The 24,322-nt window shown below is 69.0% G+C and carries 26 protein-coding genes, 1 tRNA gene and 1 pseudogene; 15 read left to right on the forward strand and 13 right to left on the reverse strand.

All coding sequences use genetic code 11. The features are described from left to right. Positions 1-210 precede the first annotated feature (210 nt). Complete coding sequence (locus tag AB0H81_RS05460) at positions 211-711, forward strand: hypothetical protein (protein ID WP_358369619.1); 501 nt, start codon at positions 211-213, stop codon at positions 709-711. Positions 712-750: 39 nt separating this feature from the next. On the opposite strand, the gene AB0H81_RS05465 is transcribed toward AB0H81_RS05460, so the two are convergent. Beyond that, positions 751-1,380 (reverse strand): response regulator transcription factor, encoded by a 630-nt coding sequence (locus tag AB0H81_RS05465; RefSeq protein WP_358369621.1) that lies wholly within the window; start codon positions 1,378-1,380, stop codon positions 751-753. A gap of 106 nt (positions 1,381-1,486) precedes the next feature. Continuing rightward, positions 1,487-2,743 carry a histidine kinase gene (locus tag AB0H81_RS05470; RefSeq protein ID WP_358369624.1) on the reverse strand — a complete coding sequence of 419 codons (1,257 nt, stop codon included), beginning with the start codon at positions 2,741-2,743 and terminating at the stop codon, positions 1,487-1,489. Between the two features lie 318 nt (positions 2,744-3,061). Between AB0H81_RS05470 and AB0H81_RS05475 the strand changes: the two genes are divergently transcribed. After that, complete coding sequence (locus tag AB0H81_RS05475; protein WP_358369626.1) at positions 3,062-3,607, forward strand: hypothetical protein; 546 nt, start codon at positions 3,062-3,064, stop codon at positions 3,605-3,607. Between the two features lie 56 nt (positions 3,608-3,663). Beyond that, positions 3,664-3,736, forward strand: a tRNA-Arg gene (locus tag AB0H81_RS05480). Between the two features lie 104 nt (positions 3,737-3,840). Here the strand turns inward: AB0H81_RS05480 and AB0H81_RS05485 are convergent. Then, positions 3,841-3,987: an integrase gene (locus AB0H81_RS05485; RefSeq protein ID WP_358369627.1), complete on the reverse strand. Its 147-nt coding sequence runs from the start codon at positions 3,985-3,987 to the stop codon at positions 3,841-3,843. Between the two features lie 340 nt (positions 3,988-4,327). Between AB0H81_RS05485 and AB0H81_RS05490 the strand changes: the two genes are divergently transcribed. The 3 genes and pseudogenes from AB0H81_RS05490 to AB0H81_RS05500 all read left to right on the forward strand — a co-directional run. After that, positions 4,328-4,900, forward strand: coding sequence for an RNA polymerase sigma factor (locus AB0H81_RS05490; protein ID WP_358369629.1), 573 nt, complete (start codon positions 4,328-4,330; stop codon positions 4,898-4,900). After that, positions 4,897-5,919: a CU044_5270 family protein gene (locus tag AB0H81_RS05495; protein WP_358369632.1), complete on the forward strand. Its 1,023-nt coding sequence runs from the start codon at positions 4,897-4,899 to the stop codon at positions 5,917-5,919. Before AB0H81_RS05490 ends, AB0H81_RS05495 begins: the two co-directional genes overlap by 4 nt. A gap of 361 nt (positions 5,920-6,280) precedes the next feature. Next, positions 6,281-6,370 (forward strand): annotated as a pseudogene (locus tag AB0H81_RS05500) (IS5/IS1182 family transposase); the annotation flags it as partial. Positions 6,371-6,617: 247 nt separating this feature from the next. Here AB0H81_RS05500 and AB0H81_RS05505 read toward each other — a convergent pair. Further along, positions 6,618-7,646 carry a hypothetical protein gene (locus tag AB0H81_RS05505; protein WP_358369635.1) on the reverse strand — a complete coding sequence of 343 codons (1,029 nt, stop codon included), beginning with the start codon at positions 7,644-7,646 and terminating at the stop codon, positions 6,618-6,620. Between the two features lie 153 nt (positions 7,647-7,799). Here AB0H81_RS05505 and AB0H81_RS05510 point away from each other — a divergent pair, with 153 nt between their 5' ends. From AB0H81_RS05510 to AB0H81_RS05520, 3 genes are all read left to right on the forward strand, one after another. Continuing rightward, on the forward strand, positions 7,800-8,939 hold the full coding sequence (locus AB0H81_RS05510; RefSeq protein ID WP_358369638.1) for an NAD(P)/FAD-dependent oxidoreductase: 1,140 nt from the start codon (positions 7,800-7,802) through the stop codon (positions 8,937-8,939). 293 nt (positions 8,940-9,232) lie between these two features. Beyond that, the gene (locus tag AB0H81_RS05515) at positions 9,233-10,690 is read left to right on the forward strand and encodes an MDR family MFS transporter (protein ID WP_358369641.1); all 1,458 of its coding nucleotides are present in this window, start codon (positions 9,233-9,235) and stop codon (positions 10,688-10,690) included. Positions 10,691-10,757: 67 nt separating this feature from the next. Next, entirely contained in the window at positions 10,758-11,138 is a 381-nt protein-coding gene (locus tag AB0H81_RS05520; RefSeq protein ID WP_358369643.1) for a hypothetical protein, read from the forward strand. On the opposite strand, the gene AB0H81_RS05525 is transcribed toward AB0H81_RS05520, so the two are convergent. The 3 genes from AB0H81_RS05525 to AB0H81_RS05535 are packed head-to-tail and all read right to left on the reverse strand — an operon-like array spanning position 11,077 to position 13,646. Further along, positions 11,077-11,724, reverse strand: coding sequence for a hypothetical protein (locus AB0H81_RS05525; protein ID WP_358369646.1), 648 nt, complete (start codon positions 11,722-11,724; stop codon positions 11,077-11,079). The two genes, AB0H81_RS05520 and AB0H81_RS05525, sit on opposite strands and share 62 nt — an antisense overlap. 4 nt (positions 11,725-11,728) lie before the next feature. Continuing rightward, complete coding sequence (locus tag AB0H81_RS05530; protein WP_358369649.1) at positions 11,729-12,469, reverse strand: isochorismatase family cysteine hydrolase; 741 nt, start codon at positions 12,467-12,469, stop codon at positions 11,729-11,731. 31 nt (positions 12,470-12,500) lie between these two features. Further along, complete coding sequence (locus AB0H81_RS05535) at positions 12,501-13,646, reverse strand: FAD-dependent monooxygenase (protein WP_358369652.1); 1,146 nt, start codon at positions 13,644-13,646, stop codon at positions 12,501-12,503. 60 nt (positions 13,647-13,706) lie between these two features. Between AB0H81_RS05535 and AB0H81_RS05540 the strand changes: the two genes are divergently transcribed. Next, positions 13,707-14,309 (forward strand): TetR family transcriptional regulator, encoded by a 603-nt coding sequence (locus tag AB0H81_RS05540; protein WP_358369655.1) that lies wholly within the window; start codon positions 13,707-13,709, stop codon positions 14,307-14,309. A gap of 104 nt (positions 14,310-14,413) precedes the next feature. Next, positions 14,414-14,992, forward strand: coding sequence for a dihydrofolate reductase (locus tag AB0H81_RS05545; protein ID WP_358369658.1), 579 nt, complete (start codon positions 14,414-14,416; stop codon positions 14,990-14,992). Positions 14,993-15,044: 52 nt separating this feature from the next. Here AB0H81_RS05545 and AB0H81_RS05550 read toward each other — a convergent pair whose 3' ends face one another. The 5 genes from AB0H81_RS05550 to AB0H81_RS05570 all read right to left on the reverse strand — a co-directional run bounded on the left by AB0H81_RS05550 (position 15,045) and on the right by AB0H81_RS05570 (position 18,651). Beyond that, positions 15,045-15,503: a VOC family protein gene (locus AB0H81_RS05550; RefSeq protein WP_358369659.1), complete on the reverse strand. Its 459-nt coding sequence runs from the start codon at positions 15,501-15,503 to the stop codon at positions 15,045-15,047. Positions 15,504-15,562: 59 nt separating this feature from the next. Beyond that, positions 15,563-15,994 (reverse strand): hypothetical protein, encoded by a 432-nt coding sequence (locus tag AB0H81_RS05555; RefSeq protein WP_358369661.1) that lies wholly within the window; start codon positions 15,992-15,994, stop codon positions 15,563-15,565. A gap of 319 nt (positions 15,995-16,313) precedes the next feature. Next, positions 16,314-17,561 (reverse strand): formamidase, encoded by a 1,248-nt coding sequence (gene fmdA, locus AB0H81_RS05560; protein WP_358369663.1) that lies wholly within the window; start codon positions 17,559-17,561, stop codon positions 16,314-16,316. A gap of 83 nt (positions 17,562-17,644) precedes the next feature. Next, the gene (locus AB0H81_RS05565; RefSeq protein ID WP_358369665.1) at positions 17,645-18,310 is read right to left on the reverse strand and encodes an AmiS/UreI family transporter; all 666 of its coding nucleotides are present in this window, start codon (positions 18,308-18,310) and stop codon (positions 17,645-17,647) included. A 59-nt stretch (positions 18,311-18,369) separates the two neighbouring features. Then, the gene (locus tag AB0H81_RS05570) at positions 18,370-18,651 is read right to left on the reverse strand and encodes a zinc ribbon domain-containing protein (protein ID WP_358369668.1); all 282 of its coding nucleotides are present in this window, start codon (positions 18,649-18,651) and stop codon (positions 18,370-18,372) included. 344 nt (positions 18,652-18,995) lie between these two features. Between AB0H81_RS05570 and AB0H81_RS05575 the strand changes: the two genes are divergently transcribed. The 3 genes from AB0H81_RS05575 to AB0H81_RS05585 all read left to right on the forward strand — a co-directional run bounded on the left by AB0H81_RS05575 (position 18,996) and on the right by AB0H81_RS05585 (position 22,281). Continuing rightward, complete coding sequence (locus AB0H81_RS05575) at positions 18,996-20,120, forward strand: dihydrodipicolinate reductase (RefSeq protein WP_358369671.1); 1,125 nt, start codon at positions 18,996-18,998, stop codon at positions 20,118-20,120. Next, on the forward strand, positions 20,068-20,577 hold the full coding sequence (locus AB0H81_RS05580; RefSeq protein ID WP_358369674.1) for a carboxymuconolactone decarboxylase family protein: 510 nt from the start codon (positions 20,068-20,070) through the stop codon (positions 20,575-20,577). The genes AB0H81_RS05575 and AB0H81_RS05580 overlap by 53 nt, the downstream gene beginning before the upstream one ends. Positions 20,578-20,646: 69 nt before the next feature. After that, on the forward strand, positions 20,647-22,281 hold the full coding sequence (locus AB0H81_RS05585) for a GMC oxidoreductase (protein WP_358369677.1): 1,635 nt from the start codon (positions 20,647-20,649) through the stop codon (positions 22,279-22,281). Here AB0H81_RS05585 and AB0H81_RS05590 read toward each other — a convergent pair. Next, positions 22,278-23,459, reverse strand: coding sequence for a flavin-dependent oxidoreductase (locus tag AB0H81_RS05590; protein WP_358369680.1), 1,182 nt, complete (start codon positions 23,457-23,459; stop codon positions 22,278-22,280). The genes AB0H81_RS05585 and AB0H81_RS05590 overlap by 4 nt on opposite strands. Before the next feature lie 159 nt (positions 23,460-23,618). Here AB0H81_RS05590 and AB0H81_RS05595 point away from each other — a divergent pair, with 159 nt between their 5' ends. Further along, positions 23,619-24,317 carry a DUF4328 domain-containing protein gene (locus AB0H81_RS05595; protein WP_358369683.1) on the forward strand — a complete coding sequence of 233 codons (699 nt, stop codon included), beginning with the start codon at positions 23,619-23,621 and terminating at the stop codon, positions 24,315-24,317. The last annotated feature ends 5 nt before the right edge of the window (positions 24,318-24,322 follow it).

Consider the following 24,322-nt stretch of genomic DNA (forward strand, 5'->3'; position numbering starts at 1 on the left):
GCGAGGTACTGTGCGCGAGATCGCACGCGCCACACCCAACCCACACCATCCCCCAGCGACCCTGTCCAGCACCGCCAGGACCTGGAGACCCCGGCCACCACCCTGGCCGGAGATCCTGACGCCAGGACCAGACCCTGCCCAGCAGCACCCGAGCCCGGAGACCCGGCCAGCGCCAGCATCCCTAGACGCGAGGACAAGGAGCGGAAAGTCATGACCCCGACCCCAGCCCAAGACCCTCACCCGCAACCGAAACCGGCCCCGGCCATCCACCCCCTCCTCGCCCCGCTCACCCCTCTCCTCGGCCGCTGGACCATCCAGGCCCACGTCCCCGGCCTCATCCCCGCCTGGACAGAGTTCGCATGGACCGAGGACGGCCTGTTCCTACGCCAGTACGCCGACATGGGCGACATCCCGGAAACCGCACCCGACCTGTGGCGGGAGAACGCGCCGTTCCCCACCACCGCCCTGATCGGCCTCGACGACGCCACCGGCGAATTCACCATGCTGTACGCCGACGCCCGAGGCGTACACCGCGTCTACCGGATGACCTTCGTCGACGGCATCTGGCGCCTCTGGCGCAACGCCCCCGGCTTCCACCAACGCTTCACCGGCACCCTCCGGGACGACACCATGGAAGCCCAATGGGAGATGTCGCAGGACGGCACCACCTGGAACCTCGACTTCGCCCTCACCTACACCCGCACGCCGTAGGGCCGGCCCTCCCCATGACCGGCGAAAGCGGCAGCAGTGCTACTCCTCGTAGGCCGAGTAGTAGATCGCCGCCTGCACCCGGCTCTTCAACCCCAGCTTGCCGAGCACCCTGCTCACATGCGTCTTCGTCGTCGCCTCCGCCATGTCGAGCTCCTTGGCGATTTCCGCGTTCGACAATCCCCGGGCCACGCAGGCCAGTACCTCCCGCTCCCGAGGCGTCAACCCTGCCACGGCCTGCCGATCGCGCGGCGGGGGCAGCTCCGCGAAAGCCGAGATCAACCGCCGGGTGACAGCCGGCGAGATGAGCCCGTCCCCCCGAGCCACCACCCGAACGGCCTCCACCAAACTTTCCGCATCGGTGTTCTTCAGCAAGAATCCCGCCGCGCCGGCCCGAAGCGCCCCGAACACGTACTCGTCCACATCGAAAGTCGTCAAGATCAGCACATCCGCGACCCCGGCCAACTCGCGAGTGGCCGAGATCCCGTCCAGCCGTGGCATGCGCACATCCATCAACACGACGTCCGGCCGTTTCTCCCGCGCGAGCGCCACAGCCTCCTCCCCATCGGCGGCCTCGCCCACGACCTCGATGTCGTCGACGCCCCCGAGGATCAGCGTGATTCCCGCCCGTACCGCCGCATGGTCATCAGCCACCACCACCCGAATAGCCATCACCCCACCACCCACCTGAACGAGCCCACCCACCATTGCGGCACCACAACCCCCGCCAACGTCCAAAGCGCCGGCCCTGCTAGCCACCAACTCCTCAGTCGGCGATTCATGCAGCCATCACCCCCGTAGGCAACACAGCCTTCACCCGCCAGACATCCGCCCCGGAGGACGAGCCGTCACCACCCGCCGCCACCCCGGCGCCGGGGAAGCCGTCATGACCCCCCACCGCCCCCGCAGCGGAGAGGCCGCCACCACCCCCATCCGCCCCAGCGCCGGCTCCGACAACTCCGGCTCCGACAACTCCGGCTCCGACAACTCCGGCTTCGCAGGAGCCGCCCACCAGCAAGGCCCTCTCCCGCATCCCCACCAGCCCGGCCCCGGACCCCGGCAGCCAGACATCGCCCGGACGACCACGCCCCGCTCGATCACCCGATTGCCCGGAGTGCCCCGAGTGCCCTGAACCACCACCATCCCCGACTCCAGCCCCATCACCGACGCGCACCCCCACGCCAGCAGCCCGCCCACCCGCAGGAACGAGAGACGACACCGCATCGGACACGGTGACGGGATTGTCAACGAGCACCGTCACACTCTCAGCCCCATAACCCAGGACGACGCCGGCCGACCGCCCCCCGTGCTTCAGCGCATTGGTCAGCGCCTCCTGCAGAATCCGATATCCCGCCAGATCGACAGAGGCCGGCAGCTCCCGTGGCTCACCCTCGACCCGCAACTCGACGATCATCCCCGTCCGCCGAGCCCGCTCCACCAAGCTCTCGGCGTCAGCCAGCCGAGGCCGCACGGCGTCGCCGCCGTGCTCGTTGCCGTCGTCCTGCCGCAACAGCCCGATCATGGCCTGCATCTCGGCCATCCCCTTGACGCTGTTCTCCCGTACCGACTCCATGACCGTCCGCACAGTCCGTGGATCGAGATCCTTGCGGGAGAGCACGGCCGTCGCCTGAATCGCGATGGCGCTGAAGTGATTGGCCACCATGTCGTGAAGCTCGCGCGCCATGGCCGCCCGTTCGGTCGCGATGGCGGCCTGCCGATCGAGCTCGGCGAGGCGCGCCACCTGCTCCGCCCGAGCCCGTTCGGCGGCCGCCTGCTCCCGCTGCTGCCGCAACACCATCGCCGTCGTGACCGGCGAGATGAGCATCAACCCCGCCTGGACCCCATAGACAGCCGGCATCCGCCAGTTCTCCGTCAGGAACCAGGTGACGGCCCCCACCGACACCGCCAGGCAGCAAGCCGCACCCAGCAGCCACCGCCCGAACCGGGCAGGCCCATAGAGCGCCGCGGCATAGATGTTGTCCGTGTAGACCAGCAGAGTGGACAGCGAAGGCCCCACGAACAGGTCCACCACCACGCCCAGGGTCCCCAGCCCCAACGCCCCCAGAGGACTCCGCCAACGCACGGCGACCCCGGCGCACGTCAACGCCAGGGGAGCGAGGAGCACCCACTCATCCGCCCCACGGCGAAAGAAGGCGCCACCCGCGATGAGTAGCGCTCCGCACAGAAAAGCGGCCACCGCCCACAACCCCGCACTCCGCATGCCCCCATCACACCACCCCGCGCCGCCGAGCTCCTCCTCCATCCGACCGCCTGTGGATACACCCTTCGATGTATCCACAGGCTCCTATCCACCGACGATGCACCAGGCCATCGCCTCCGCGACCATGGGAACGTGATTGTCGCCATACTCATCGGCTGCGAGATCGGCTTCTGGCTCCTCCTCGCTCTGGGCCTCGCGTCCCGCTACCGCTGGAAGCGCCGCACGCTGAGCACCGTCCTGCTCCTCTGCGTGCCGCTCCTGGACGTGATCCTGCTCACAGCGGCCGTCATCGACATGCGAGGTGGCGCCACGGCGGACCTCAGACACGGCTTGGCGGCCTCCTACCTCTCGTACTCGATCGTCTTCGGCCACCGTACGATCCGCTGGGCGGACGCCAAGTTCCACCACCGCTTCGCCGGTGGCCCCCCACCTCCGCAGCCACCGGCGGGCGGCATGCCCAGAGCCCGCTACGAATGGGCGATGTGGCTCCGCATAGTCCTCGCCTACGCGCTGACCTGGGGCATCGTCCAAGCCCTCATCTGGCTCGTGGGCGACCCGACCCGCACGGACTACCTCCTCGCCTTCATGGGAGACCTCCTCAAGATCCCCCTGATCGCCCTGATCTGGCCGGTCAGCTACACCCTCTGGCCCCGCAAACCAGAGTCCGCCAGCCCCTGACCCCCAATCCGGTTCGAGGTACTGCCGAAGGTCCGCTATGCTTGCTTACGCAGCGAGCGGCCGTAGCTCAATGGATAGAGCATCTGACTACGGATCAGAAGGTTGGGGTTTCGAGTACCTCCGGCCGCACACATGCGAAAGGCCCGCCACCAGGGGTTCCTGGGAGCGGGCCTTTGGTGTTTGTCAGGACAAGTTCGGGATCTTGCTGACACCTCTGCTGACACGCGTCCTTCTCACTCGCCAATCGCCTCGGCGAAGATGTCGGCGGCTGATGCTTCGGCGGCGCGGATCACGTGGGCGTAGACCCGGAGGATGATCGATGGGTCAGCGTGGCCGAGCCGTGTCGGGGTGAACGGGCTCGCCCATCCTGTGGTGAACACGTAGTCTCCGCCGGCCGTCGACGAACGAAGCGGAGCCGCGAATGGTGATCTGCTTGCCTCCGAGGTCGACATCGGACCAGCGCAGATGAAGCAGCACGCCGCGCCGGGCGCCCGTGTAGGCGCCGCAACGGGGAAGAAGGGCCACAGGCGATGATCGCCCATTAGGTATGTCCCATGTGCCCAACAATAAGCAGGAAGGCCCAGGGCGAATCCAGCAGGAAAGGCCAGACGTCCTGGGATGTCCTCTCCGAGTTCGAGCGAGATCGGTGGGAACCGGAGGGCTGGTGCGGGTGAGTTAGGGGTGAAGGGTGCGAACGCGCCCTGCGGAAGGACTTCCCCTATGAGAGGACTCACCCCAGTGGCGGCCATCACCGACGCCGCCCTCATCGAGGAGTCGCTGGCCGACCCCGAACGGTTTGCGAGCCTCTTCGACAGGTACGCGGATGAGATCCACCGATATGCCACCAGGCGCCTTGGCCAGGAGAACTTCTCCGTGGCCGACGACGTGACGGCGGAGACGTTCCTGGCGGCGTTCCGCAAGCGTTCCCGCTACGACCTGTCCAGACCGGACGCCGCGCCCTGGTTGTACGGCATCGCCTCCAACCTGATCGCCAAGCATCGCCGTACTGAGCTGCGTAGGCTGCGGGCGCTGGCCAGGGTTCCGAGTCACGACGACAACCCTTTCGAACAGCGCAGCATTGACCGGATCGACGCCCAGCGGCTCGGTCCCCGCCTGGCCGATGCGCTGGCGAGGCTCTCTTCGGCGGAGCGCGAGCTGCTCTTCCTGGTCACCTGGGCCGAGCTGTCCTATGAGCAGGCGGCTCAGGCGTTCGACATCCCGGTGGGCACCGTCCGTTCCCGCTTGTCCCGGGTGCGGGCCAAGATTCGCAACGTCCTGGAGGACACCCGATGAACGAGTTCGACCTGATCAACGAGGTCCGGCCCGAAGTGGCGCCCTACGACCCCGGCACGAAGGCCTTGGCCAGGCATCGGCTTCTCATGGCCGGCCGGTCCCGCTGGTCCTGGCGCAAGCCGTATACCTTCGCGGTCGCCGGAGGGCTGGCGCTGGCCGTCGGCTTGGTCATGGTGAAGGTCCCGCCCGCCTCGAACCCGTCTCACGAGATGAAGCTGCTGTCGGCCGCCGAAGTACTCCACCGCGCGGCGAGGGCCGCTGTTGACGAGATAGAGCCGCGCGCGGACCAGTACATCGTGGTGAAGACCCTGCAAACCAGCGACTACTCACTGGCGCCCTACGACAAGTCCCGGGAGCACTACTACTCGCGCTTCAAGGACACCGTCTGGCTGCGGGCGGGCGAAAGGCAGCGGGGGCAGTTCGCCGACGGGGTGCGCGAGCATACGGTCATTGAGCCCCTGGCCTATGCCGGCCGACCGATCCCGAAGTCCGCCTACAAGACGATGGGAACCACGGTCGACCCCATCTGCAAGGGCTGGAAGAACGACTACCCGACGATCAAAAGGCTGCCGACCGACGTGGAGGGCATGCGTGCCCACCTTGACGCCATGTGGAAGCCCAAGGCGGACAAGCTGACACCGTTCCTCGCTTACCTCGCCGCACGCGAGTTGCTGTGGCAGACGTACTTGCCGGCCGCGCAGCGCAGTGCGCTGTACCAGGCTCTGAGCACGTTCCCCGGCATCACCATCGACGAGGAGGTGCAGGATGCTGCGGGCCGCAAGGGCATCGGTGTGGGCTTCGTGAGCCCGGACGGGCTGCGCTGGGAACTGATCTTCGACAGGGACACCTACGCGCTGCTCGGCGACCGGAACGTGGTGGTCGACGCCAAGGCTGCCAAGTCGCCGGCCGGCACCCTGGTGGCTGCCACTGCGCAACTCGAGATCTCGGTCGCCGACTCGGCGCCCAAGGTCAAGATCGACGACAAGTTCAAGGGCGGAAAGTGGTGCACTGGCATCTAGTCCCGACGATCGCTGGGATGAGGCCGCGCTTTCACGCCCAAGCGCGGTCCGACGTCCCGCGCCTGCCGGCCGAGATCCGCCGCCTACGTGCTCCGCTGGAACAAGCACCGATCAAGCCGATCAAGCCGATCAAGCCGAAGGGCCGCTGAGCAGGCGCTTGCGCCAGCGATGGACACCTGTGGACGATCTCGAACTGGCTACGGATCAGATGGTTGGGGTTGCGAGTACCTCCGGCCGCACGGCAGGTCAAAGGCCCTTCGGGATCATCCCGGGGGGCCCCTTTGATGGCCGTACAGCATCGCGGTCCCACACAGACTTCTCGGGCACCAGTAGGCCCGTGCCCTGCGTCTTGAGCCGGTTGCGGGGGTGGGCCAAGCTCTACCGGATCTTGCTGGACGAGTTCGGCGCCCGGCGAGGTAGCCGGTCGCGGTGCCCGATCGACTCGGTCAGCGCTTGGGGTGGTGAGGGTGAGGGGCAGGTCTTTTCCTGCGACGACTTTGGGCCTGTGCCCGGCACCGTGCCGGGCCGGCTGACCACTGGACGGAGAGTGCCCTGACGAAGATCGACGTCACCTTCCACAGCGCCGGCGCCCCGCTCGCTGATCCAGGCGGTCCAGTGCCGTGACCGGGAACGATCACCGGGTTGATAATTTCGTATGAAGTGCTCTGGGGGAGATGTCCGATTCGGGGCGGGGGCTTTCAGCGCGTCGGCGTGAAGGACGAGACGATCAGCCAGACGGCGGCGGCCGCGATCACAACCGCGACGGCGAGATCCTTTGCCCGGCCGGGAAACAGGACTTCCGGGCGTCCACGGATCATGCTTCGCGCCAGGCGGACGGTCCCGGCCCAGGAGATCCGCACCGAGGGGCTCCAGGCGGCCGCCACAACGAGGACGGCCGCGAGAAGCAGCTGCCACCGTACCGAATCGGCGAAAGGCATCTCGAAGTCGCCGCTGTACTGGCTGATGTACGTCGCGACGTCGAGCAGCGGGAAGAGGAGGAGAGCCGCGGCGGCCCCGGCGCCGGCCAAGCGTCCCCCTCGGGTGGAAGCGGTGGCTCTCGCGGCCGCCGCCAAGGCGACGAGAATGACTGGTAAGCCGATCCCGTCGGCCTCGCCGGACCACGATGCGAGGCCGTCCCAGGACGACTCCCGAGTCGCGACGTAGGTGACAAGAAACTGCCACGTGTCGTATGCGACTCCGCAGCGGTGGAACATCGCCGCCCACGCCGCCGCGCCGGCGGCGCCCGCCCACAGGACGATGCCGCGCTGTCTCCGGGGCAGGGGGGACCGGGCCGCCAGGAGCAGCGCCCCCGCGGCCACCGGGTAACAGGCGCTCAAGAGCCAGGGCGGTACGGCCGCGCGTTCCTGTCCGGTGCAGGGGTCGGGGCCCGGAAGGAGAAGCGCGGTGACGAGCCCGAACGCGAGCACGGTGCCGACCGCGGCGACGGCGGTGAGCACAGCCCGACGTGACCCGCGCAGGAGCAGGCCGACCACGACGACCGGCAGCAGGAGAACGCCCCAGAACAGCAGTTCCCCGGGCACGTACTCCAGCGCGTATGGACCTACCCCCGGCTGGGGAGCCGGGCCCGTCGCGGAACAGAACCAGCCGACGCTCTGCCTGCCGACCCCGAAGACCGTCAGGATCACCGGGCCGGACGCGGCCAGAACCGCACCGAAGCGCAGCGCCGCCGCCCCCGGGGACGGTGTTTCTGCCGCGGGCTCCTGCATCACCGCACCTTCTGCCGTAAATGATCAATTGAGTCAGGGTAGTGCCCGCCTTTCCCTGCGGACCGGAAGGTCTGTGGCGGGGCTGTGGAGGTATCGGGCGGGTCGTGTGCAAACGGTCGTACGGGTGAGGCATCGCGCCTACCGTCGCAGGATATGCAGACAGTGGATGTACTGGTCGTGGGTGCGGGCCTGGCCGGCCTGCACACGGCCCGCCTGCTCGCGCGACGGCGACTCGACGTGCTGGTGGTCGACCGCCGCAGGTCGCTGTCGACGGGCATCCGCACGACCGGGATCTTCGTGCGTCGCACCCTCGATGATTTCGACCTGCCGGACCACCTGCTCGGGCCTGGTGTCCGGGACGTGCTGCTCTATCCGCCGTCGCGGCGGGCACCTGTCCTGCTCACCAGTGATCGGGACGAGTACCGCGTGGCCGACATGGCGGCCGTCTACGAGCACGCGTACCGCGCGGCGGAGTCGGCGGGGGCGCGGGTCCTCCTGGGCGTACGTTATGTCGGCGCGTCGATGGGTGTCGTGCGGTTCGCGGATGCGGAACCGGTGATGACCCGGTTCATCGTCGGCGCGGACGGCGCCCGCTCCCGGGTGGCCCGTGATCTCGGCCTGGATGTCAACCGGCGTTTCCTCGTCGGTGCCGAGATCGTCCATCCGATCGCGTCGGGTACGACCATCCCGGCGTTCCACTGTGTGCTGGACCCTCGGGTCGCTCCGGGGTACCTGGGGTGGGTCATCGACGACGGTCGGCATGCGCATGTCGGCGTGGCGGGTTATCCGGACGCCATGACCACCGGCATCCGTCACCTGCTGGACGCGTTCGCCGCGGACGCGCCCGGCCGCGCGGCGCCGGCTGGTCCGGTCGAGCTCCGGGGCGGTCCGATCCCGGTCGGTGGTGTGCTGCGACGGTTGGCGTGCCCTGCCGGGCTGCTCGTCGGGGACGCGGCGGGCGCGGTGTCGCCGCTGACGGCCGGCGGTCTGGACCCTTGCTTCCGCCTGTCCGAACGGGCCGCGGCGGTCGCGGCCGGGTACCTGCGTACTGGCGACCAACGCGTGTTGAGCCGGTACGACGGCGATGCGTTGCGGGCCCGGTTCCGCGGACGGCTGTTGCTGCGCCGCGCGTTCGCCGGCATCCGATCGCCTGCCGCGGCGGAGGCGGCGGTGGCCGTGCTGCGCAGTCGTGCCGGTCGTGCCCTGGCGGCGCGGATCCTGTTCGGTGACGGCTCGTTTCCCGAGATCAGCTCACGTCCGGCGGATCCGGCGGTCGACCGCCCAAGCAGGTGATGTCGGGCCGGCTCGCCTGTGGCGGACGGGCGCGTAGAACTTCTTGACCCACCGGGCGGCGGCCCGGTTTCCGGGGGTGCGGGCGAAGCGCCGCTCGCCAGCCGGCACCCCAGGAGGCGGCCGCCGGGGAAAATCGGGTGACACTTCGCCCTACTTGCCGGAATGCTGGGCATGGGCGATGAGTTTTGTCGGTGGTGTCAGTCAGACTTGGCATGACCACGACTTCTTGTGAGACCCCCGGCTGCGACGCCAGCCATGACCATGTCACGTCCGACAACCCCGATCGAGGTGCCGTGCCCAGCCCACAGCTCGACTCACCCGCCAACTCCGCGGCCGCCGTTCCAGGTCGCACCCCGGCCGTGATCCGGCTGTTGGTGCTCGCCACGTTCGTGGTCATCCTGAACGAGACGATCATGATCAACGCGATCCCTCGGCTGATGGAGGCCCTGCACATCACCGAGCAGACCGCGCAGTGGCTCTCGACCGCCTTCATGCTGACCATGGCCGCGGTCATCCCGATCACCGGATGGTTCCTGCAGCGGGTGTCCACCCGCAGCGCGTACACCACCGCGATGGGGCTGTTCCTGCTCGGCACGGCGTTGGCCGCCGTCGCGCCGACGTTCGAGGTGCTGCTGGGCGCCCGCATCATCCAGGCGTCCGGGACGGCGGTGATGATGCCGCTGCTGATGACCACGCTGATGCAGGTGGTGCCCGAGTCGGAGCGGGGCCGGGTGATGGGCAACGTCACGCTGGCCATCTCGGTCGCGCCCGCGATGGGGCCGGCGGTCTCGGGGGTGATCCTCAACTTCGGCTCCTGGCGGCTGCTGTTCGCCGTGGTGCTCCCCATCGCCGCCCTGATCGCGTGGCGCGGCCTGAAGCAGCTCGAGAACGTCGGAGAGCCCGAGCTCAGCACCATCGACTGGTTGAGTGTGATGACCGCCGCGGCCGGCTTCGGCGGCCTGGTCTACGGGCTCAGCCGGTTCGAGGGCGGTGACGTCCGCGTCGCCGCCGCGATCGTGGTGGCCGGCCTGGCCGCCATCGCCGTCTTCGTCGTGCGCCAGCTCTCGCTGCAGAAGCGCGGCGTGCCGCTGATGGACCTGCGCACCCTGCGCCACCGCACCTACACGGTCGCGCTGATCCTGATGTCGGTGTCCTTCATGGCGATGCTCGGCTCCATGATCCTGCTGCCGCTCTACCTGCAGAACATCCGCGGGCTCGACCCCCTGCAGACCGGGCTCCTCGTGATGCCGGGCGGCCTCGCGATGGGTCTGCTCGGCCCGACCGTCGGCCGGCTGTTCGACCAGTTCGGCGGCCGGGTCCTGGTCATCCCCGGCGCGATCGGGATCACGCTCGCGCTCGCCGGCTTCACCCAGGTCACGATGACCATGCCGTTCTGGATGCTCCTCGGTCTGCACGCGCTGCTGATGGTGAGCCTGGCCGCGACCTTCACCCCGGTGTTCACCCTCGGGCTCGGAGCGGTTCCCCCGCACCTCTACTCGCACGGCAGCTCGATCCTGAGCACGCTGCAGCAGGTCGCCGCGGCCTTCGGCACCGCGCTCGTGATCACCGTGATGAGCGCGCGAGCCGATGCCCTGAAGTCCGCCGGCACCGCCGAGGCGCTCGCCAACCTCGACGGCATGCGGCTCGCCTTCATCATCGGCGCGGTGCTGTCCTTGGCGGTGATCGTCACCGCCCTCCTCCTGCCGGCCCGGGCGGACAACTCCGCCGAGCTCGCGGGAGCCGGCCACTGAGACCGGCGTGCCGGTTCTCCTCCCGCGGCCGCGTGGATCGTGACCGGCGCCGGATCGGATGGTGCGCATGACCGCTCATGACGCGGCCCGCTCGCTGCCCGACATCCCGGCGCTTCGCGATCTGTGCCGGTCCATGGCGACGCTGGAGGCCGTCCTGAGTCCGGAATGGTCGAGCCGCTGCCACTCCTTCGACGCGGATTGGGGTCCCGGAGAGGAGATGGCCGCGATGCGGAACGGTTCGGGAGACGAGTACTCCATCGTCTTCTCGGCGGCCGGTGCCCACATCCGCGGCTTCGATCACGAGGCGGCGATGAGCCCGTACGGCAACGACGGGCCGTGGCCGGGGGCGCTGACGCAGGCGGTGGTCACCGCGCTGAACGCGGACCTCACCATGGCCGACCTCGCCGACGACCTCGCCGCGGCCCGGTATCCGACCGCCTCCGGCTGAGGTCCTCACCCGGGAGTTCGCCGATGCGGAACAGCACCTGTGCTTCTTCGTGCCATTCGGTGCGGTCGCCGGCCGGAGGCAATTCCACTCCCGCGCGTCCGGCCGGGGCGGTGAACTGCCGGCGAAGCCGCTCCACTAGTCGTTCGGCCTGGCTGAGGGCTTCCGGCAGGTCGTCGGGGGCGTCGACGCTGAGGCCGAGGACGGTCGCCCCGTCACGGGTGAACGTGATGATCGCCTGGTAGTGAGGGGCGTGCGCCCTCAAGTAGAGGGTGAAGGCGTCGTCTCCGCCGGATCCGTCGGATCCGCCGGAGAGGCGCGACTCGCCGAGGACCTTGTCCTCTGTGTCGTTCGCGATGCCCAGTACGTCGTCTGTGTCGTTCGCGAAGCTCAGGACGTGGTCCGTGTCGTTCGCGAAGCTCAGGACGTCGTCCGTGTCGTTCGCGATGCCCAGGACATGAGTCCGCGTGAAAGCGTGGAGCCGCTCGTCGCCGGGGTCGTCCACGTTGACGTAGCTGTCGATGAATCGCCCGAGGGCCTCGGGGGCGCGGTCGGGAAGCCAGACGTAGGCGTCGAGGCACGGCGGCATGGGGTCAGCGTAGGTCCTGTGTGCTCCGGTGGATCGACGAGATCAGGCCGATCACCTCGCCGGTGGTGCGGACGTCGCCGAAGGTGCGGTAGATCGTGTGCAGGGTCGCGTTGTGGTCCTCGTCGCGCCGGGCCGCGTTCGCGTCGGCGACCATGATGACCCGGTATCCGAGCGTGCTCGCGTCCCGCGCGGACGACTCACAACACGCGTTGGTCACCGTCCCGGTGATCAGCACCGTCTCGATGTCGCGGGACTTCAGCAGATCCGGCAGCGGGCAGCGTCCCGGGAAGAAGGCGCTGGGCGCGGTCTTCTCCACCAGCAGGTCCGTGTCGTCCACCTCGAACTCGTGCCACAGCCGCGACCGCAAGGGCCCGTCCCCGCCGCTGCGCCGGAACGTCTCGGCCACCTCCGGACCGAAGAACTCCACCGCGACCTTCGACGGCTCACCCGCTCCGGGCAGCACCCACGCGACCGTGCCGCCCGCCGCGCGCAGCGTCGAGGCGAGTCGCGCGATGTTGGGCACGATGCCGCGGGCGTACGCGCTCTCCAGCGCGAAGAACGGCACCATGTCGATCACGACCAGCGCCGCCCGGCCGGGTACGAGCGTCGTGTAGGCGTGCCGGCGGCCGCGGCGGGCCTCGTGCCTGGCGTACTCCCGCTCCTCGATCCGCCATGCGTGCGTCTTGCGGCGCATGCTGGCCCTGACCGCCGCCATCTGGCACAACCGCCACACCGGCCAGCCCATCACCCGATCACTGATCGCCTACGACCACTGACTAGGCGTGCCAGAGGGCGGCAAGCTGCCGGGTGGCCAGCCGGGTGGGTATGGCGCGCAGCAACGCGTCGCGAAGCCACGCGGCGACGCCGGTCTGGGAGGTCAGCCGCGATTGCCGGGACGCCGCCTGCATGATGCGGTTGGCTCTGGGCCTGCGCTCGGCGTCGTAGCGCAGGAGCCGCTGGGCGACGTCTGCCGGCTCTGCGCCGGTCAGGTGGCGGGTGAGTGCGGCCGCGTCTTCGAAGGCCTGGCTGGCGCCCTGGCCGAGGTCGGGTGGCATGGCGTGCGCGGCGTCGCCGAGGAACGCGATCCTGCCGGCCGCGAATGAGGGCAGGGGTTCGGCCAGGCGGGCGATCGGGTCGACGTAGATGTCGGCGGGCGGGGTGGCCTCGATCAGTGCTGTGACGAGGGGGTGCCAGTCGGCCATCAGGGACAGCATCTGCCGGCGGGCCTCGTCCGCGCCGGGCGGCATGCCGCGCAGGACGGAGTCGGTGAACCAGTACAGGCGGTGCTCGCCGACGGGGAACAGGCCGAACATCGCCCCGCTGCGGCGGTCGACCAACTGGCTGGCGAGCAGGTCTGTTACCAGGCCAGGAGGCCGGGGCAGCATGCCGCGCAGGTCCATCCGGCCGGTCCGCCGTAGCCCGCCGTGGCCGGGAATGAGCTGTTGGCGCAGCTTGCTGCCGATGCCGTCGGCCGCGATCACGGCGTCGGCTCTCGCGACGGCGTTGCCGTCGCTGATCACGGTGACCCCGGTGGGGTCGGGCTCCAGTCGCTCGACCGGGGTCGCGGGACGCACCAGGTCGGCCGGCAGCGGGGCGCGGAGCGCCCGGTGCAGGTCCGCCCGGTCGATGATGGCGGGCGTCCCGACCTTCTGCTGAGCTTGGACCGCATCGGTGACCAGCAGCGGCCGTCCGCGCCAGTCCCGCAATCCCGCGCGGGCGGCATGCATGACGTGCCCGCGAACGTCTTCAGCCAGCCCCAGCGCTTCCAGCGCGCGGAGCCCGTTGGGCATGACGACGATCCCGGTGCCTGCTTCCCGGAGCTCGGCGCCCCGTTCGAAGAGGGTCACCTCGTGGCCCAGGCGATGCAGCCCCACCGCGGCCGTCACTCCTCCGAGCCCGGCGCCGACCACCACGATCCTCATGAGAGCCTCCTCGCCGATTCACTACGATCGTACTAGTACGGCTATTGGTAGCATGGTCGCATGCCGCCCACCAATCCGGCCCGTCGCCAAGCCCTGACCGATGCCGCCATCGAGCTCCTGGCGTCCTCGGGCGTGCATGGACTGACCCACCGCGCGGTGGAGAAGGAAGCGCACCTTCCGCAGGGAACTGCCTCGAACTACTTCCGCAGCCGGGAGGCGCTGCTGGTGGCCGCCGCGGAGCGCATCGCCGAGCTGCATCACGCCGACACCGACCGGGCCATCGAGCAGCCCGCGACGCTGGCCGACCTGCTGACGGAATCGCTGCTCACGGCGGCGACCACACTGCGCAACCGCTATCTGGCAATCTTCGAACTCCAACTGGAGGCCGTTCGCCGGCCGCTGCTCGCCTCAGCGCTCGCGGGCCTGCAGGACACGTCGTTGCAGCTCACCGCCGGGCACCACGACAAACTCGGCCTCGCCATCCCACGCGAGAAGATCCCCGCGCTGATCGCGCTCTACGGGGGTGCGCTGTTCACCCTGGTCACCGCGCCGCCAGGGAGCGTCAGCAGGGACGTCGTCCAGAGCGTGGTTCAGGCCATCGTGTACGGCTGTGCCCCACACGATGAAAATCCCGAATCGGTACGGCAGGGCCGCCACACCTAGCGCAGCTTCCAGACCCCCGCTCCGTCATCTGCAGCCTTCATCAGCTTGCCGACGAGCTCCCGATGCCGCTAGCAGACTTAGGACTTATTCGTCTAGGAGATGTGATGAGCACCGTGATCATGCACAACGTCGTGTCGGTGGACGGCTTCATCGCCGACCCGCAGGATCAGGTCGGTCCGCTGTTCGACTGGTACTCCAGCGGCGACGTCGAGCTCGTCGAAGGTGGCGCGATGAAGGTCTCGCAGGCCTCGGCCGCGTACGTCAAGCCGATGTGGGCCCGCATCGGGTCGATGGTGATCGGGCGTCACCTGTTCGACCTCACCAACGGCTGGGAGGGGACGCCCCCGGTGGGCGAGCACGTGGTCGTGGTGTCGCACCGGCCCAAGCCCGACGGGTGGCACCCCGAGGCCTCGTACCACTTCGTCGACGACGTGACACAGGCGATCGCGAAGGCCAGGGAGCTCGCGGGGGAGCGCACGGTCTCGGTGGCGGCGGGGGACGTCGGCGGGCAGGCGTTCGCCCTCGGCCTGGTGGACGAGGTGGCGATGGACGTCGTCCCCGTGGTCTTCGGCTCGGGCAAGCGGTACTTCGGGTCGGTCGATGCCCGGTGTCTGCTCGACGACCCGTACACGGTGATCCAGGGCGATCGGGTGCTGCACCTGCTCTATCGGGTCCACCGCTAGACGAAGATCAGCTAGACGAGGATCAGCTAGACGAGGATCAGACAGGCGAGGATCAGCGATCGTGCCAGAGGGTGCGGACCTCCTCGTAGACCTTCTGGCCGTGGGAGATCTCCACCACGTTGCCGTCCGGGTCCTTCAGGGCGCACACGTATCCCACGGGATCGGGCAGGTCCATGGGCTCCCAGTGCAGGCAGGCCATACTCCGCGCTTCGGCGGCCATGCGGTCCACGTCCGCGCGTTCGGGCACCTCCATGCCCAGGTGGGCGAACGGCCCCAGTTGCGGCTGGGGCTTGCCCCGGTCCTTGGCGAACTCCACCAGGACGAGCACGAACGGGGTCTCCACCTGGCCGTCGTTGGACAGCCAGGCGTTCCGGCCGTTCTCGTCGGCGTGCCTGGCGACCACCACGAGCGGGGTCATCGTCGTGTAGAACGTGATCGCCTTGTCCAGGTCGCAGCTCGGGAGGGCGACATGGGTCCAGCGGGCCCGGGTGAGCTTCGAGTCGGGTGTCATGGACGACCCCCTTGCTGAGCAGCGGGCGCGACTCTCACTCACAGTGTGCCCGGCCGGGGTCAGGACGGGGCGCCGCCGATGGCGCAGGCGCGGCACGGGGGCTGGCCGCAGGTGCACTGCATGATGGCGTCCAGGACGTCGTGGTCGTGGTACAGGCACTGGTCCTGGCAGGTGTGGCGGGGGATGAAGCCGGCCTGGATCTCGTCGGGCCAGGGCTCCTCGCCCTCGCGGCAGCGGGTGAACATCTCGGGGTCCTCGGAGTGGAGCCCGTGCATGCGTTCCCGCGCCTGGTTCTCCAGCATGCGGGTCTCCGCCGCCATGCTCTTGAGCTGGGAGGCCAGGCTGGAGTAGCGGGCGTCGCCGGTCCGTACGTGAGCGGCACGCAGCGCCATCACCGCGTTGCCCAGGAAGCGGCTGGCGTCCTGGAGGTCGGTGGTGTGGTGCAACTGCATGCCGGTGACGCCTCGGACCCACACCGCGTCGTTGTTCATGGAGTGCTGGACCTTTCGAGAATGGCAGGCGCGCGAGAAGGATGCCGGGGGTCTGCGCCTGTCTGGGGAGGTGTATCACCGTCTAGGTCTTTTTGTGATGATACCTGGGGTTTTGCCGGTTTTTATGGACAGCTTGTCAGCGTGAACTCAGGTAAACCCCCCGGTGAAGCGGGGGGAGCGTTCGTGGAGGCCGTGCCACGCGGGCGACCGCGCCGGTGAAGGGGCTCAGACAGGGCCTGCATCCCTTGGTGGGAAATTTGCTGACAATTGAAGAAATGGGGCCCCGCCTACCAAGGCGGGGCCCCACAGTGAACGGCCGTCAGGTGGTCACGGCGCACTGTCCGCGGTCCTCCCTCACCGGCCCCTCCGACGTCGGACGGACGTCGAAGTCGAAGATCGCGGTGGGCAGGTAGAGCGAGCAGCATGCGTTCGGGATGTCGACGATCCCGCTGACACGCCCCTCGATCGGGGCCGAGCCGAGCAGCAGGTACGCCTGCTCACCCGTGTAGCCCCACTTCTTGAGGTACTCGACCGCGTTGAGGCAGGCCCTGCGGTAGGCCACCGTCGCGTCGAGGTAGTAGTTCGTGTCGGTGTCGTGGTCGACCGAGATCCCGATGAACGACAGGAACTCCGAGTACCTGGGCTCCACGTTTCCCGGCATGAAGATCGGGTTGGTGGTCACGCCGTACTTCTCCATGCCGCCCTTGATGAGGTCGACGTGGAAGTCGATGTAACCGCCCATCTCGATCGCGCCGCAGAACGTGATCTCGCCGTCGCCCTGGCTGAAGTGCAGGTCACCTCCCGAGAGCTTCGCGTCGTTCACGTGGACCGGGTAGAAGACCCGGGCCCCGCGCGTGAAGTTCTTGATGTCGTGGTTGCCGCCGTTCTCCCGTGCCGGGACGGTGCGGGCCCCTTCGCTCGCTATCCGCTCCATCACGTCGCCGGTCGCCGTGCCGCAGAGCGCGTTGTCGGTCAGCGGCGGGAGGCCGAGCGGCGGGACCCGGTCCGGGTCGGTGTCGATGAGCGCCTGCTCCCGGCGGTTCCACGCGGCGAGCAGGTCGGCCGACGGCGCCGTGCCGAACAGCCCGGGGTGGGTGATGCCGGTGAACCGGACACCCGGCAGGTGGCGGGACATCGCCATCATCCCGTGGAAGTCCCAGATCGCCTTGTACGCGTCCGGGAAGTAGTCGGTGAGGAACCCGCCGCCGTTCGCCTTGGCGAAGATGCCGGTGTAACCCCACCCCTGTCCTGGCGCGTCCCCGACCTGCTGCGGGACCGGGCCGAGGTCCATGATGTCGACGATCAGGAGGTCGCCCGGCTCGGCTCCCTCGACGCCGATCGGTCCGCTGAGCATGTGCGCTCTGGTCAGGTCGACGTCACGTACGTCGTTCGCCGAATCGTTGTTGCCGATCTGGGCGTCCGTCCATTCCCTGCATTCGACCCGGAACTCGTCCCCGGGGCGAACCATTTCCACCACGGGAATGTCAGGGTGCCATCTGTTGTGTCCAGGTATTTCCTGGTCGCGCATCGGTTTCGATTGGTCGACGCTGTATATGACTTTCGGCATGATGAATGCCCTTCTTCGCTGGTGGTCCTCTCAGAGACTTCGGAGACTGACGCGTCGTGACACCTCCTTGGTGAATGCGTTCCTCACGTCCAGCGGGGGCGGTGCCGCCGGTCGCTGACGCCCAGTTCCTCGTCGCTCGGCGCCGGCGCCGCCGCCGACGGCTCACGCCCTCGGGTCAGCGGCCACAGGCCGCCGAAGACCACGACGCCGAAGACGGCGAGGATGACGGCGAGCACCTGCGGGTTGCGCCAATAGCCGGTGAGGATCAGGAACGCGGGGATCGCCGCCGTCACCCAGCCCTCGATCGCCGTCACCCAGCCCGTGTACTTGGTGATCTTCTCCTTCTTCAGCCCCAGGAGCACGAAGAAGAGGAGCCACAGGTACGACCAGTAGAGCCAGATGACGCCGAACGCGGGATCGCCCAGGAGCCGGAAGTTGGCGAACGAGTACCCGAGCGCCATGACGGCCACGAACAGCGAGAAGTAGCCGACTCCCGTGGAGTCGAAATTGCCGAGCAGGTTGATCCCGACGTAGAGATAGGTGAAACCGAAGAGATAGATCCCGGACGCCCCGAGGATCTCCAGCGGCCTGGCCAGGTTCGTGACGATCAGCAGCGTGGGCACGATCACCTGCAAAGCCCCGACGAACAGGTTGAAGATGCCCGCCGCCTTCGGATCCACCTTGTTCAGCAGCATCATGCCGTTCAGGAAAAGCACCGCGCCGACGTAGAGAAGTCCGACGGCTCCCATCAGCGACGCACCTCCTCATTCATGCTCGTGACGGATGTACGCGAAGCCCCGCGGAGCCCTCAGGGGCGGGGCAGCCGCTGCAGGGCTGGGTGGGGAGGCTGCCGGTGTCGCTGGGAGGGCACGCTCGTGACCACCTCGGGGGCCTCCCGGCTCTGCTCCTCCCGGGAACGTGCGCGGGCCGTCGCCGGGGACACCTGGCTGAGGTACGGCGAGGAGAAGACGCGTGACGCCGGACCGTGGCACTCGGGGCAGTCATGCACCGCCGCAGCGGTGCCGATCGGCAGGCGAACCTCGAATCGTCCGCATTCAAGGCAGCGATACTCATAAGTCGCCATACGCATCCCGCCAGAGATGGAGCCCGTATTTGTCCGGCCTTTGGCGCCGCTCGGCGCGCCAACGGTCAATGGCGATTCAGGCCATACTTCAGCCAACCTCCAGCTCTACTCGGTGTCAAGGTCGACGACAATGCGGGAAGGGCGGTGAAACGCGCGCTCTAGCGGAAATACGCGGATCGGTGGCGTGTTCGTTCCGCGGGGCCGCGGAACGTGGCCATCTTTTTAAGGCGACACGTCGTTGATTTCCGGAGGGGCGCGATAATTTGCCGTCGCTTTGCGGGGTGAGGAAGGGGCGGGTGGTCCCGGACTGGGCCCTATACACCTGACCAAGCGCTTGCTACGCTCCGCGCATGGTGTCCACCCTGGTCTGGGGTACCGGCAACGTGGGCCGCGCCGCCATCCGAGCGGTCGACGCCCACCCCGCGCTCGATCTCACCGCCGTCCTCGTCCACGATCCCGCGAAAGCAGGACGGGACGCGGGCGACCTGGCCGGCCTCGGCCGTCCCCTGGGCATCCGCGCCACCGACGACGTCGACGCCGCCCTCCGCGCGCGTCCCCGGGCGGTGGTGTACGCGGCCTCCGGGGACATCCGTCCCGACGAGGCGCTCGGTGACATCATCAGGGTCATCCGGGTGGGGGCCGTGGTCGTCACGCCGTCCCTCTACGCCCTCTACGACCCGCGCGACGCCCCGCCCGAGATGCGGGCGCGAGTCCTGGAGGCCGTCGCGGAGGGCGGCGGGTCGCTGTTCGTCTCGGGTGTCGACCCGGGCTGGGGGAACGACGTGCTGCCCCTCCTGATCAGCGGGCTGGCCGGCGCCGTGGACGTCATCCGCTGCCAGGAGATCTTCGACTACTCCGTCTACGACCAGGAGGACTCGGTCCGCTACCTGGTCGGGATGGGGCAACCCATGGACTACGAGCCCCCCATGATCGCCCCGACGGTGCCGACCATGGTCTGGGGCGGGCAGGTGCGGCTGATCGCCCGCGGCCTCGGGGTCCGGGTCGAGGAGATCCGCGAGAGCGTCGAGCGGCGCCCCCTCGACGCCACCGTCTCCACCGCCACGATGGGCGAGTTCAAGGCCGGGACGCAGGGCGCGTTGCGCTTCGAGGTGCAGGGGATCGTGGGCGGCGAGCCGAGGATCGTGGTCGAGCACGTGACCCGGATCCACCCGTCGTGCGCGCCGGGCTGGCCGGCGACGCCCGACGGGGGAGGGGCGCACCGGGTCATCATCGAGGGGCGGCCGCGGATCCAGGTCACGGTCGAGGCGACGGACGAGGGCGGCAACCGGGCCGCCGGCGGGAACGCCACCGCCGCCGGGCGGCTGGTCAACGCCATCGAATGGCTGGTCGAGGCCGGGCCCGGGTTGTACGACGCGCTGGACGTCGCCCTCCCGCGACGGGCAAGCTCGGAAGGAGCGCCTTGTGAGGGTCGACATCCCCGAGGGCAAGGACCCGATCACGTACGTGTGGGGTGAGATGGTGCCCGGCATCGGCCCCGCGGCCTCCCACTTCTCCCTCGCCGTGTACGCCCACACCACCCTCGGCCTGCGCGAGTTCGAGGCCGCCCGGCTGCGTGTCGCGCAGATCAACGGCTGCGCGTTCTGCCTCGACTGGCGTACCGAACGGGACGGGCAGAAGGTCGAGCCGGAGTTCGCCGACGCGGTGACGAACTGGCGCACCACCGACGCCTTCGACGAGCGGACCCGGCTGGCCGCCGAGTACGCCGAGCGGTACGCCGTCGACCATCACGGCATCGACGACGAGTTCTGGGCGCGGATGACCGCGCACTACAGCCAGCTCGAGATCGTGGAGCTGAGCATGAGCATCGGATCCTGGCTGGCGTTCGGCCGGCTGAACCGGGTGCTGGGGCTGGACACCGTGTGCGTGCTCCCCAGCGGCGGCTCCTCACCGGCCAAACCCCACCGGCAGTAGGCGACTCAAGACCGTAGGCAACTCAGGGCGCGAGCAATCCGGACAACCCTCAAGAGTGAGGAACGCCGCATGAGTGACAACACCTCTGGCATCTCGCGTCGTGGATTCATCGCCGGGACCGGCGCCCTGCTCGGCGCCGCGGCCCTGTACGGCCGCGAACCGGCCGGGGCCGCCGCACAGGCGGGCCTCACCGCACAAGCCGGCCCCATCGCGAACGGCGCGAGCGTCGCGGCCCTGGTGATCGGCACCGGGTACGGCGGGTCGGTCGCCGCCCTGCGTCTGGCCCAGGCGGGCGTGGACGTGCACATGATCGAGATGGGCATGGCATGGGACACCCCCGCCTCCGACGGAAAGATCTTCTGCAGCACGCTGGAGCCCGACCGGCGCTCGTACTGGCTGCGGACCAGGACGAAGGCGCCGCTCAACTACTTCCTGGGCTTCCCCATCGACCGTGACATCCCGCGCTACACCGGGGTCCTGGACGCCGAGGAGTTCGGCGGCATCACGGTCTACCAGGGGCGCGGGGTCGGCGGCGGATCGCTGGTCAACGGCGGCATGGCGGTCACCCCGAAGCGCGCGAACTTCGCCGCGATCCTGCCCTCGGTGAACGCCGACGAGATGTACAACGTCTACTACCCGCGGGCCAACGCCGGGCTCGGGGTCTCCACGGTGGACCCGGCCTGGTTCGACTCGACCGAGTGGTACCAGTTCTCGCGGGTCGGCCGTAAGCACGCCGAGCGGTCCGGGTTCCCGTTCGTCTTCGTGCCGGACGTGTACGACTGGGACTACATGGAGCGGGAGGCGGCCGGCACCGTCACGAAGTCGGCCCTCGCGGGCGAGATCCTCTACGGCAACAACCACGGAAAGAAGTCGCTGCAGAAGACCTACCTCGCCCAGGCCAGGGCCACCGGCCGGGTCGCCGTCTCGCCGCTGCACAAGGTCACCTCGGTGTCCCCGGCGTCCGGGGGCCGCTACACGGTCGTCATCGAGCAGATCGACACGAACGGCGGCGTCACGGCCACCAAGACCGTGACCGCCGACCGGGTCTTCTTCGCGGCGGGCAGCGTCGGCACCAGCAAGCTGCTGGTCAGGCTGAAGGCCACCGGCGCGCTGCCCAACCTGAACGGCGAGGTCGGCAAGGGCTGGGGCGACAACGGCAACGTCATGTGCGGCCGGGCCAACCACATGTGGGACCCGACCGGCGCCCGCCAGTCGACCATCCCGTGCAGCGGCATCGACAACTGGGCGGCCGGAGGGGCGTTCGCCGAGGTGGCGCCGCTGCCGACCGGGATCGAGACGTTCGCCTCGTTCTACCTGTCGATCACCAGGAACCCGAACCGCGCCCAGTTCACCTGGAACGCCGCGACGGGCGCGGTGGAGCTGAACTGGCAGACCGCCTGGAAGCAGCCGGCGATCGACATGGCCAAGACCATCTTCGACAAGATCAACTCCAAGGAGGGGACGATCTACCGGACCGACCTCTTCGGCACGTACAAGATCTGGGGCGACCACCTCACCTACCACCCGCTCGGGGGCGCGGTCCTGGGCAAGGCCACGGACAACTACGGCCGGCTCGCCGGCTATCCGGGCCTGTACGTCATCGACGGCGCGCTGATCCCCGGCAACACCAGCGTGAACCCGTTCGTCACGATCACGGCCCTCGCCGAGCGGAACATCGACAAGATCATCGCCATGGATCTCTAGGCGGGCACGGACCAGGAGGCCCGCTCGTTCAGCACCGAGGGCAGGAATCCGGCTGTCTTCTTGTAGCCCGTCGCGATCTCCTCGCGCTCGGCCAGCGGCATGACGTCCTCGATGTCGTCGAACCCCTCGGGCGCCCGCTGGTGCGCCATCCGCAGGACCACCTCCGGGCCGTCCTTGCGGTTGGAGGCGACGATCTGCGCGGTCGTCGGGCGGCGCTGCTCCTCGTACCACTCCACGCCGCGGCCCGTCGCCAGCGCGTACGCGAGCACGCGGGCGTCGATGATCGACTGGGTGCCGCCGTTGGAGCCGGTCGGGTACATGGGGTGGGCGGCGTCGCCCAGCAGCGTGACGCCGTCCTTCGACCAGTACGGGAGCGGGTCGCGGTCGACCATGGGGTACTCGTAGACCGCCTCGGCGCCGCTGATCAGCCCGGGGATGTCCAGCCACTCGAAGCGCCAGTCGGCCACGTGGTGGAGGAACTTGCCGATCTCCACCCGCCGGTTCCAGTCACCCCTCGGCACGGTCTCGGCGGCCTTGCGCTGGATGGCCCAGTTGATCAGTACGCGGCCGTCGGGCTCGGGCGGGGCGATGGGGTAGACGACCACCCTCTGGACGTCGTCGCCGGCCATGAGCATGGACCTGCCGGTCATGAACGGCTTGCTGTACGTGGTGCCGCGCCACAGCACCTCGCCGCTCCACAGCGGTTCCCCCTCCTCGGGGAACATCGCGGCCCGTACGCTCGACCGGACCCCGTCGGCCCCCACGAGCAGGTCGGCGTCGTGGTCGAGGCTGGTGACGGGCGACCCGGTGATCACGGAGTCCGGGCCCAGGCGCTCCCGTACGGCGTCCAGCAGCATGAACTGGAGCCGGCCGCGGTGGATCGAGTACTGCGGCCAGGTGTAGCCGGCGGCCTTGCCGCGCGGCTCGGACCAGATGACCTGCCCGTAGCGGTTCACGAACGTGAGGTCGCCGGTGGGCACGCCGATCCGGGCCAGCCGGTCGCCGAGGCCCAGCTCGATGAGTTCGCGCACGGCGTGCGGCAGGATGTTGATCCCGACGCCGAGCGGCCGGATCTCCTTGACGGACTCGTGGACGACGACGTCGGTGATGCCCGCGGCGTGCAGGCTCAAGGCCGTGGTGAGCCCTCCGATACCGGCACCGGCGATGATCACGCGCATGGGAACGACCTCCTGATAGGCAGCATGATCTTGCCCGTCGCGGCCCGGATGTTCAAGGGTCTTGCCCCGACCGTTCTGATCAAGAACGGTGGAGTCTGCCGTCATACTGACGCTTCTCAGCGTCTATGGGATTCTCGGCGGCTATGGGAGAGGTGATCCATGGATCCGGCGACACCTGCCGCGGGCGTCCGGCCGGTGCGGGGGCCGGCGCTGGCGGCCGTCGTGACCCTGGCGGTCTATGCCCTGGTGAGGGTCGTCGGGTCCGGGCTGAGCCTGTGGCGGGTCACGATCATCGAGCGGATGCTGGTCGACTCGGGGTCCGTCCGGCCCCTTGAGGTGGAGGTCACCAACACGCTGCTCCTCGGCGCCGCGTACGTGAAGGTCGGGGTGTTCGCGCTGGCGGCGGTGGCGTTCCTCGCCTGGCTGCACCGGGTGCGGGGGAACGCCGAGGTGCTGGCGCCGGGGCCGCACCGGCGGGCCCGGCCGTGGGTGATCCTGGGCTGGTTCGTGCCGCTGGTGAACCTGTGGTTCCCCAAGCAGGTCGTGGAGGACGTCTGGAACGCCTCCAAGCCCGGCGCGCCGGTGCCCTCGCTTCCGCTCGCGCGCCGCTCGGTCCTGGTCTGGGCCTGGTGGAACGCCTTCGTGATCAGCTTCTGGGTGCTCGACGTGGTCACCGTGCTGCTGTGGAGGTCGGACCTGGAGTCGCTGCGCGAGATGGCGCGGGTGGACGTGGTCGGCTCCGTGTGCTGGGCCGGTACGGGGGCCCTGGCGGCGTACGTCGTCATGAAGATCACCCGGAACCAGGAGGCCCGGCTGGACGTTTTGCCGCAATTTATCGTAAACCTGCCCATCAAGTGATTGAG

Source organism: Nonomuraea sp. NPDC050691 (genome assembly GCF_040654455.1).
Classification (GTDB): domain Bacteria; phylum Actinomycetota; class Actinomycetes; order Streptosporangiales; family Streptosporangiaceae; genus Nonomuraea.

What these genes read in the sequence shown, in the direction of transcription:
- AB0H81_RS05460 (WP_358369619.1), top strand. Translation starts at nt 211, where the DNA reads ATGACCCCGACCCCAGCCCAAGACCCTCACCCGCAACCGAAACCGGCC.
- AB0H81_RS05465 (WP_358369621.1), bottom strand. Translation starts at nt 1,380, where the DNA reads ATGGCTATTCGGGTGGTGGTGGCTGATGACCATGCGGCGGTACGGGCG.
- AB0H81_RS05490 (WP_358369629.1), top strand. Translation starts at nt 4,328, where the DNA reads ATGAGAGGACTCACCCCAGTGGCGGCCATCACCGACGCCGCCCTCATC.
- AB0H81_RS05495 (WP_358369632.1), top strand. Translation starts at nt 4,897, where the DNA reads ATGAACGAGTTCGACCTGATCAACGAGGTCCGGCCCGAAGTGGCGCCC.
- AB0H81_RS05505 (WP_358369635.1), bottom strand. Translation starts at nt 7,646, where the DNA reads ATGCAGGAGCCCGCGGCAGAAACACCGTCCCCGGGGGCGGCGGCGCTG.
- AB0H81_RS05510 (WP_358369638.1), top strand. Translation starts at nt 7,800, where the DNA reads ATGCAGACAGTGGATGTACTGGTCGTGGGTGCGGGCCTGGCCGGCCTG.
- AB0H81_RS05520 (WP_358369643.1), top strand. Translation starts at nt 10,758, where the DNA reads ATGACCGCTCATGACGCGGCCCGCTCGCTGCCCGACATCCCGGCGCTT.
- AB0H81_RS05525 (WP_358369646.1), bottom strand. Translation starts at nt 11,724, where the DNA reads ATGCCGCCGTGCCTCGACGCCTACGTCTGGCTTCCCGACCGCGCCCCC.
- AB0H81_RS05530 (WP_358369649.1), bottom strand. Translation starts at nt 12,469, where the DNA reads ATGGGCTGGCCGGTGTGGCGGTTGTGCCAGATGGCGGCGGTCAGGGCC.
- AB0H81_RS05535 (WP_358369652.1), bottom strand. Translation starts at nt 13,646, where the DNA reads ATGAGGATCGTGGTGGTCGGCGCCGGGCTCGGAGGAGTGACGGCCGCG.
- AB0H81_RS05540 (WP_358369655.1), top strand. Translation starts at nt 13,707, where the DNA reads ATGCCGCCCACCAATCCGGCCCGTCGCCAAGCCCTGACCGATGCCGCC.
- AB0H81_RS05545 (WP_358369658.1), top strand. Translation starts at nt 14,414, where the DNA reads ATGAGCACCGTGATCATGCACAACGTCGTGTCGGTGGACGGCTTCATC.
- AB0H81_RS05550 (WP_358369659.1), bottom strand. Translation starts at nt 15,503, where the DNA reads ATGACACCCGACTCGAAGCTCACCCGGGCCCGCTGGACCCATGTCGCC.
- AB0H81_RS05555 (WP_358369661.1), bottom strand. Translation starts at nt 15,994, where the DNA reads ATGAACAACGACGCGGTGTGGGTCCGAGGCGTCACCGGCATGCAGTTG.
- fmdA (WP_358369663.1), bottom strand. Translation starts at nt 17,561, where the DNA reads ATGCCGAAAGTCATATACAGCGTCGACCAATCGAAACCGATGCGCGAC.
- AB0H81_RS05565 (WP_358369665.1), bottom strand. Translation starts at nt 18,310, where the DNA reads ATGGGAGCCGTCGGACTTCTCTACGTCGGCGCGGTGCTTTTCCTGAAC.
- AB0H81_RS05570 (WP_358369668.1), bottom strand. Translation starts at nt 18,651, where the DNA reads ATGCGTATGGCGACTTATGAGTATCGCTGCCTTGAATGCGGACGATTC.
- AB0H81_RS05575 (WP_358369671.1), top strand. Translation starts at nt 18,996, where the DNA reads ATGGTGTCCACCCTGGTCTGGGGTACCGGCAACGTGGGCCGCGCCGCC.
- AB0H81_RS05585 (WP_358369677.1), top strand. Translation starts at nt 20,647, where the DNA reads ATGAGTGACAACACCTCTGGCATCTCGCGTCGTGGATTCATCGCCGGG.
- AB0H81_RS05590 (WP_358369680.1), bottom strand. Translation starts at nt 23,459, where the DNA reads ATGCGCGTGATCATCGCCGGTGCCGGTATCGGAGGGCTCACCACGGCC.
- AB0H81_RS05595 (WP_358369683.1), top strand. Translation starts at nt 23,619, where the DNA reads ATGGATCCGGCGACACCTGCCGCGGGCGTCCGGCCGGTGCGGGGGCCG.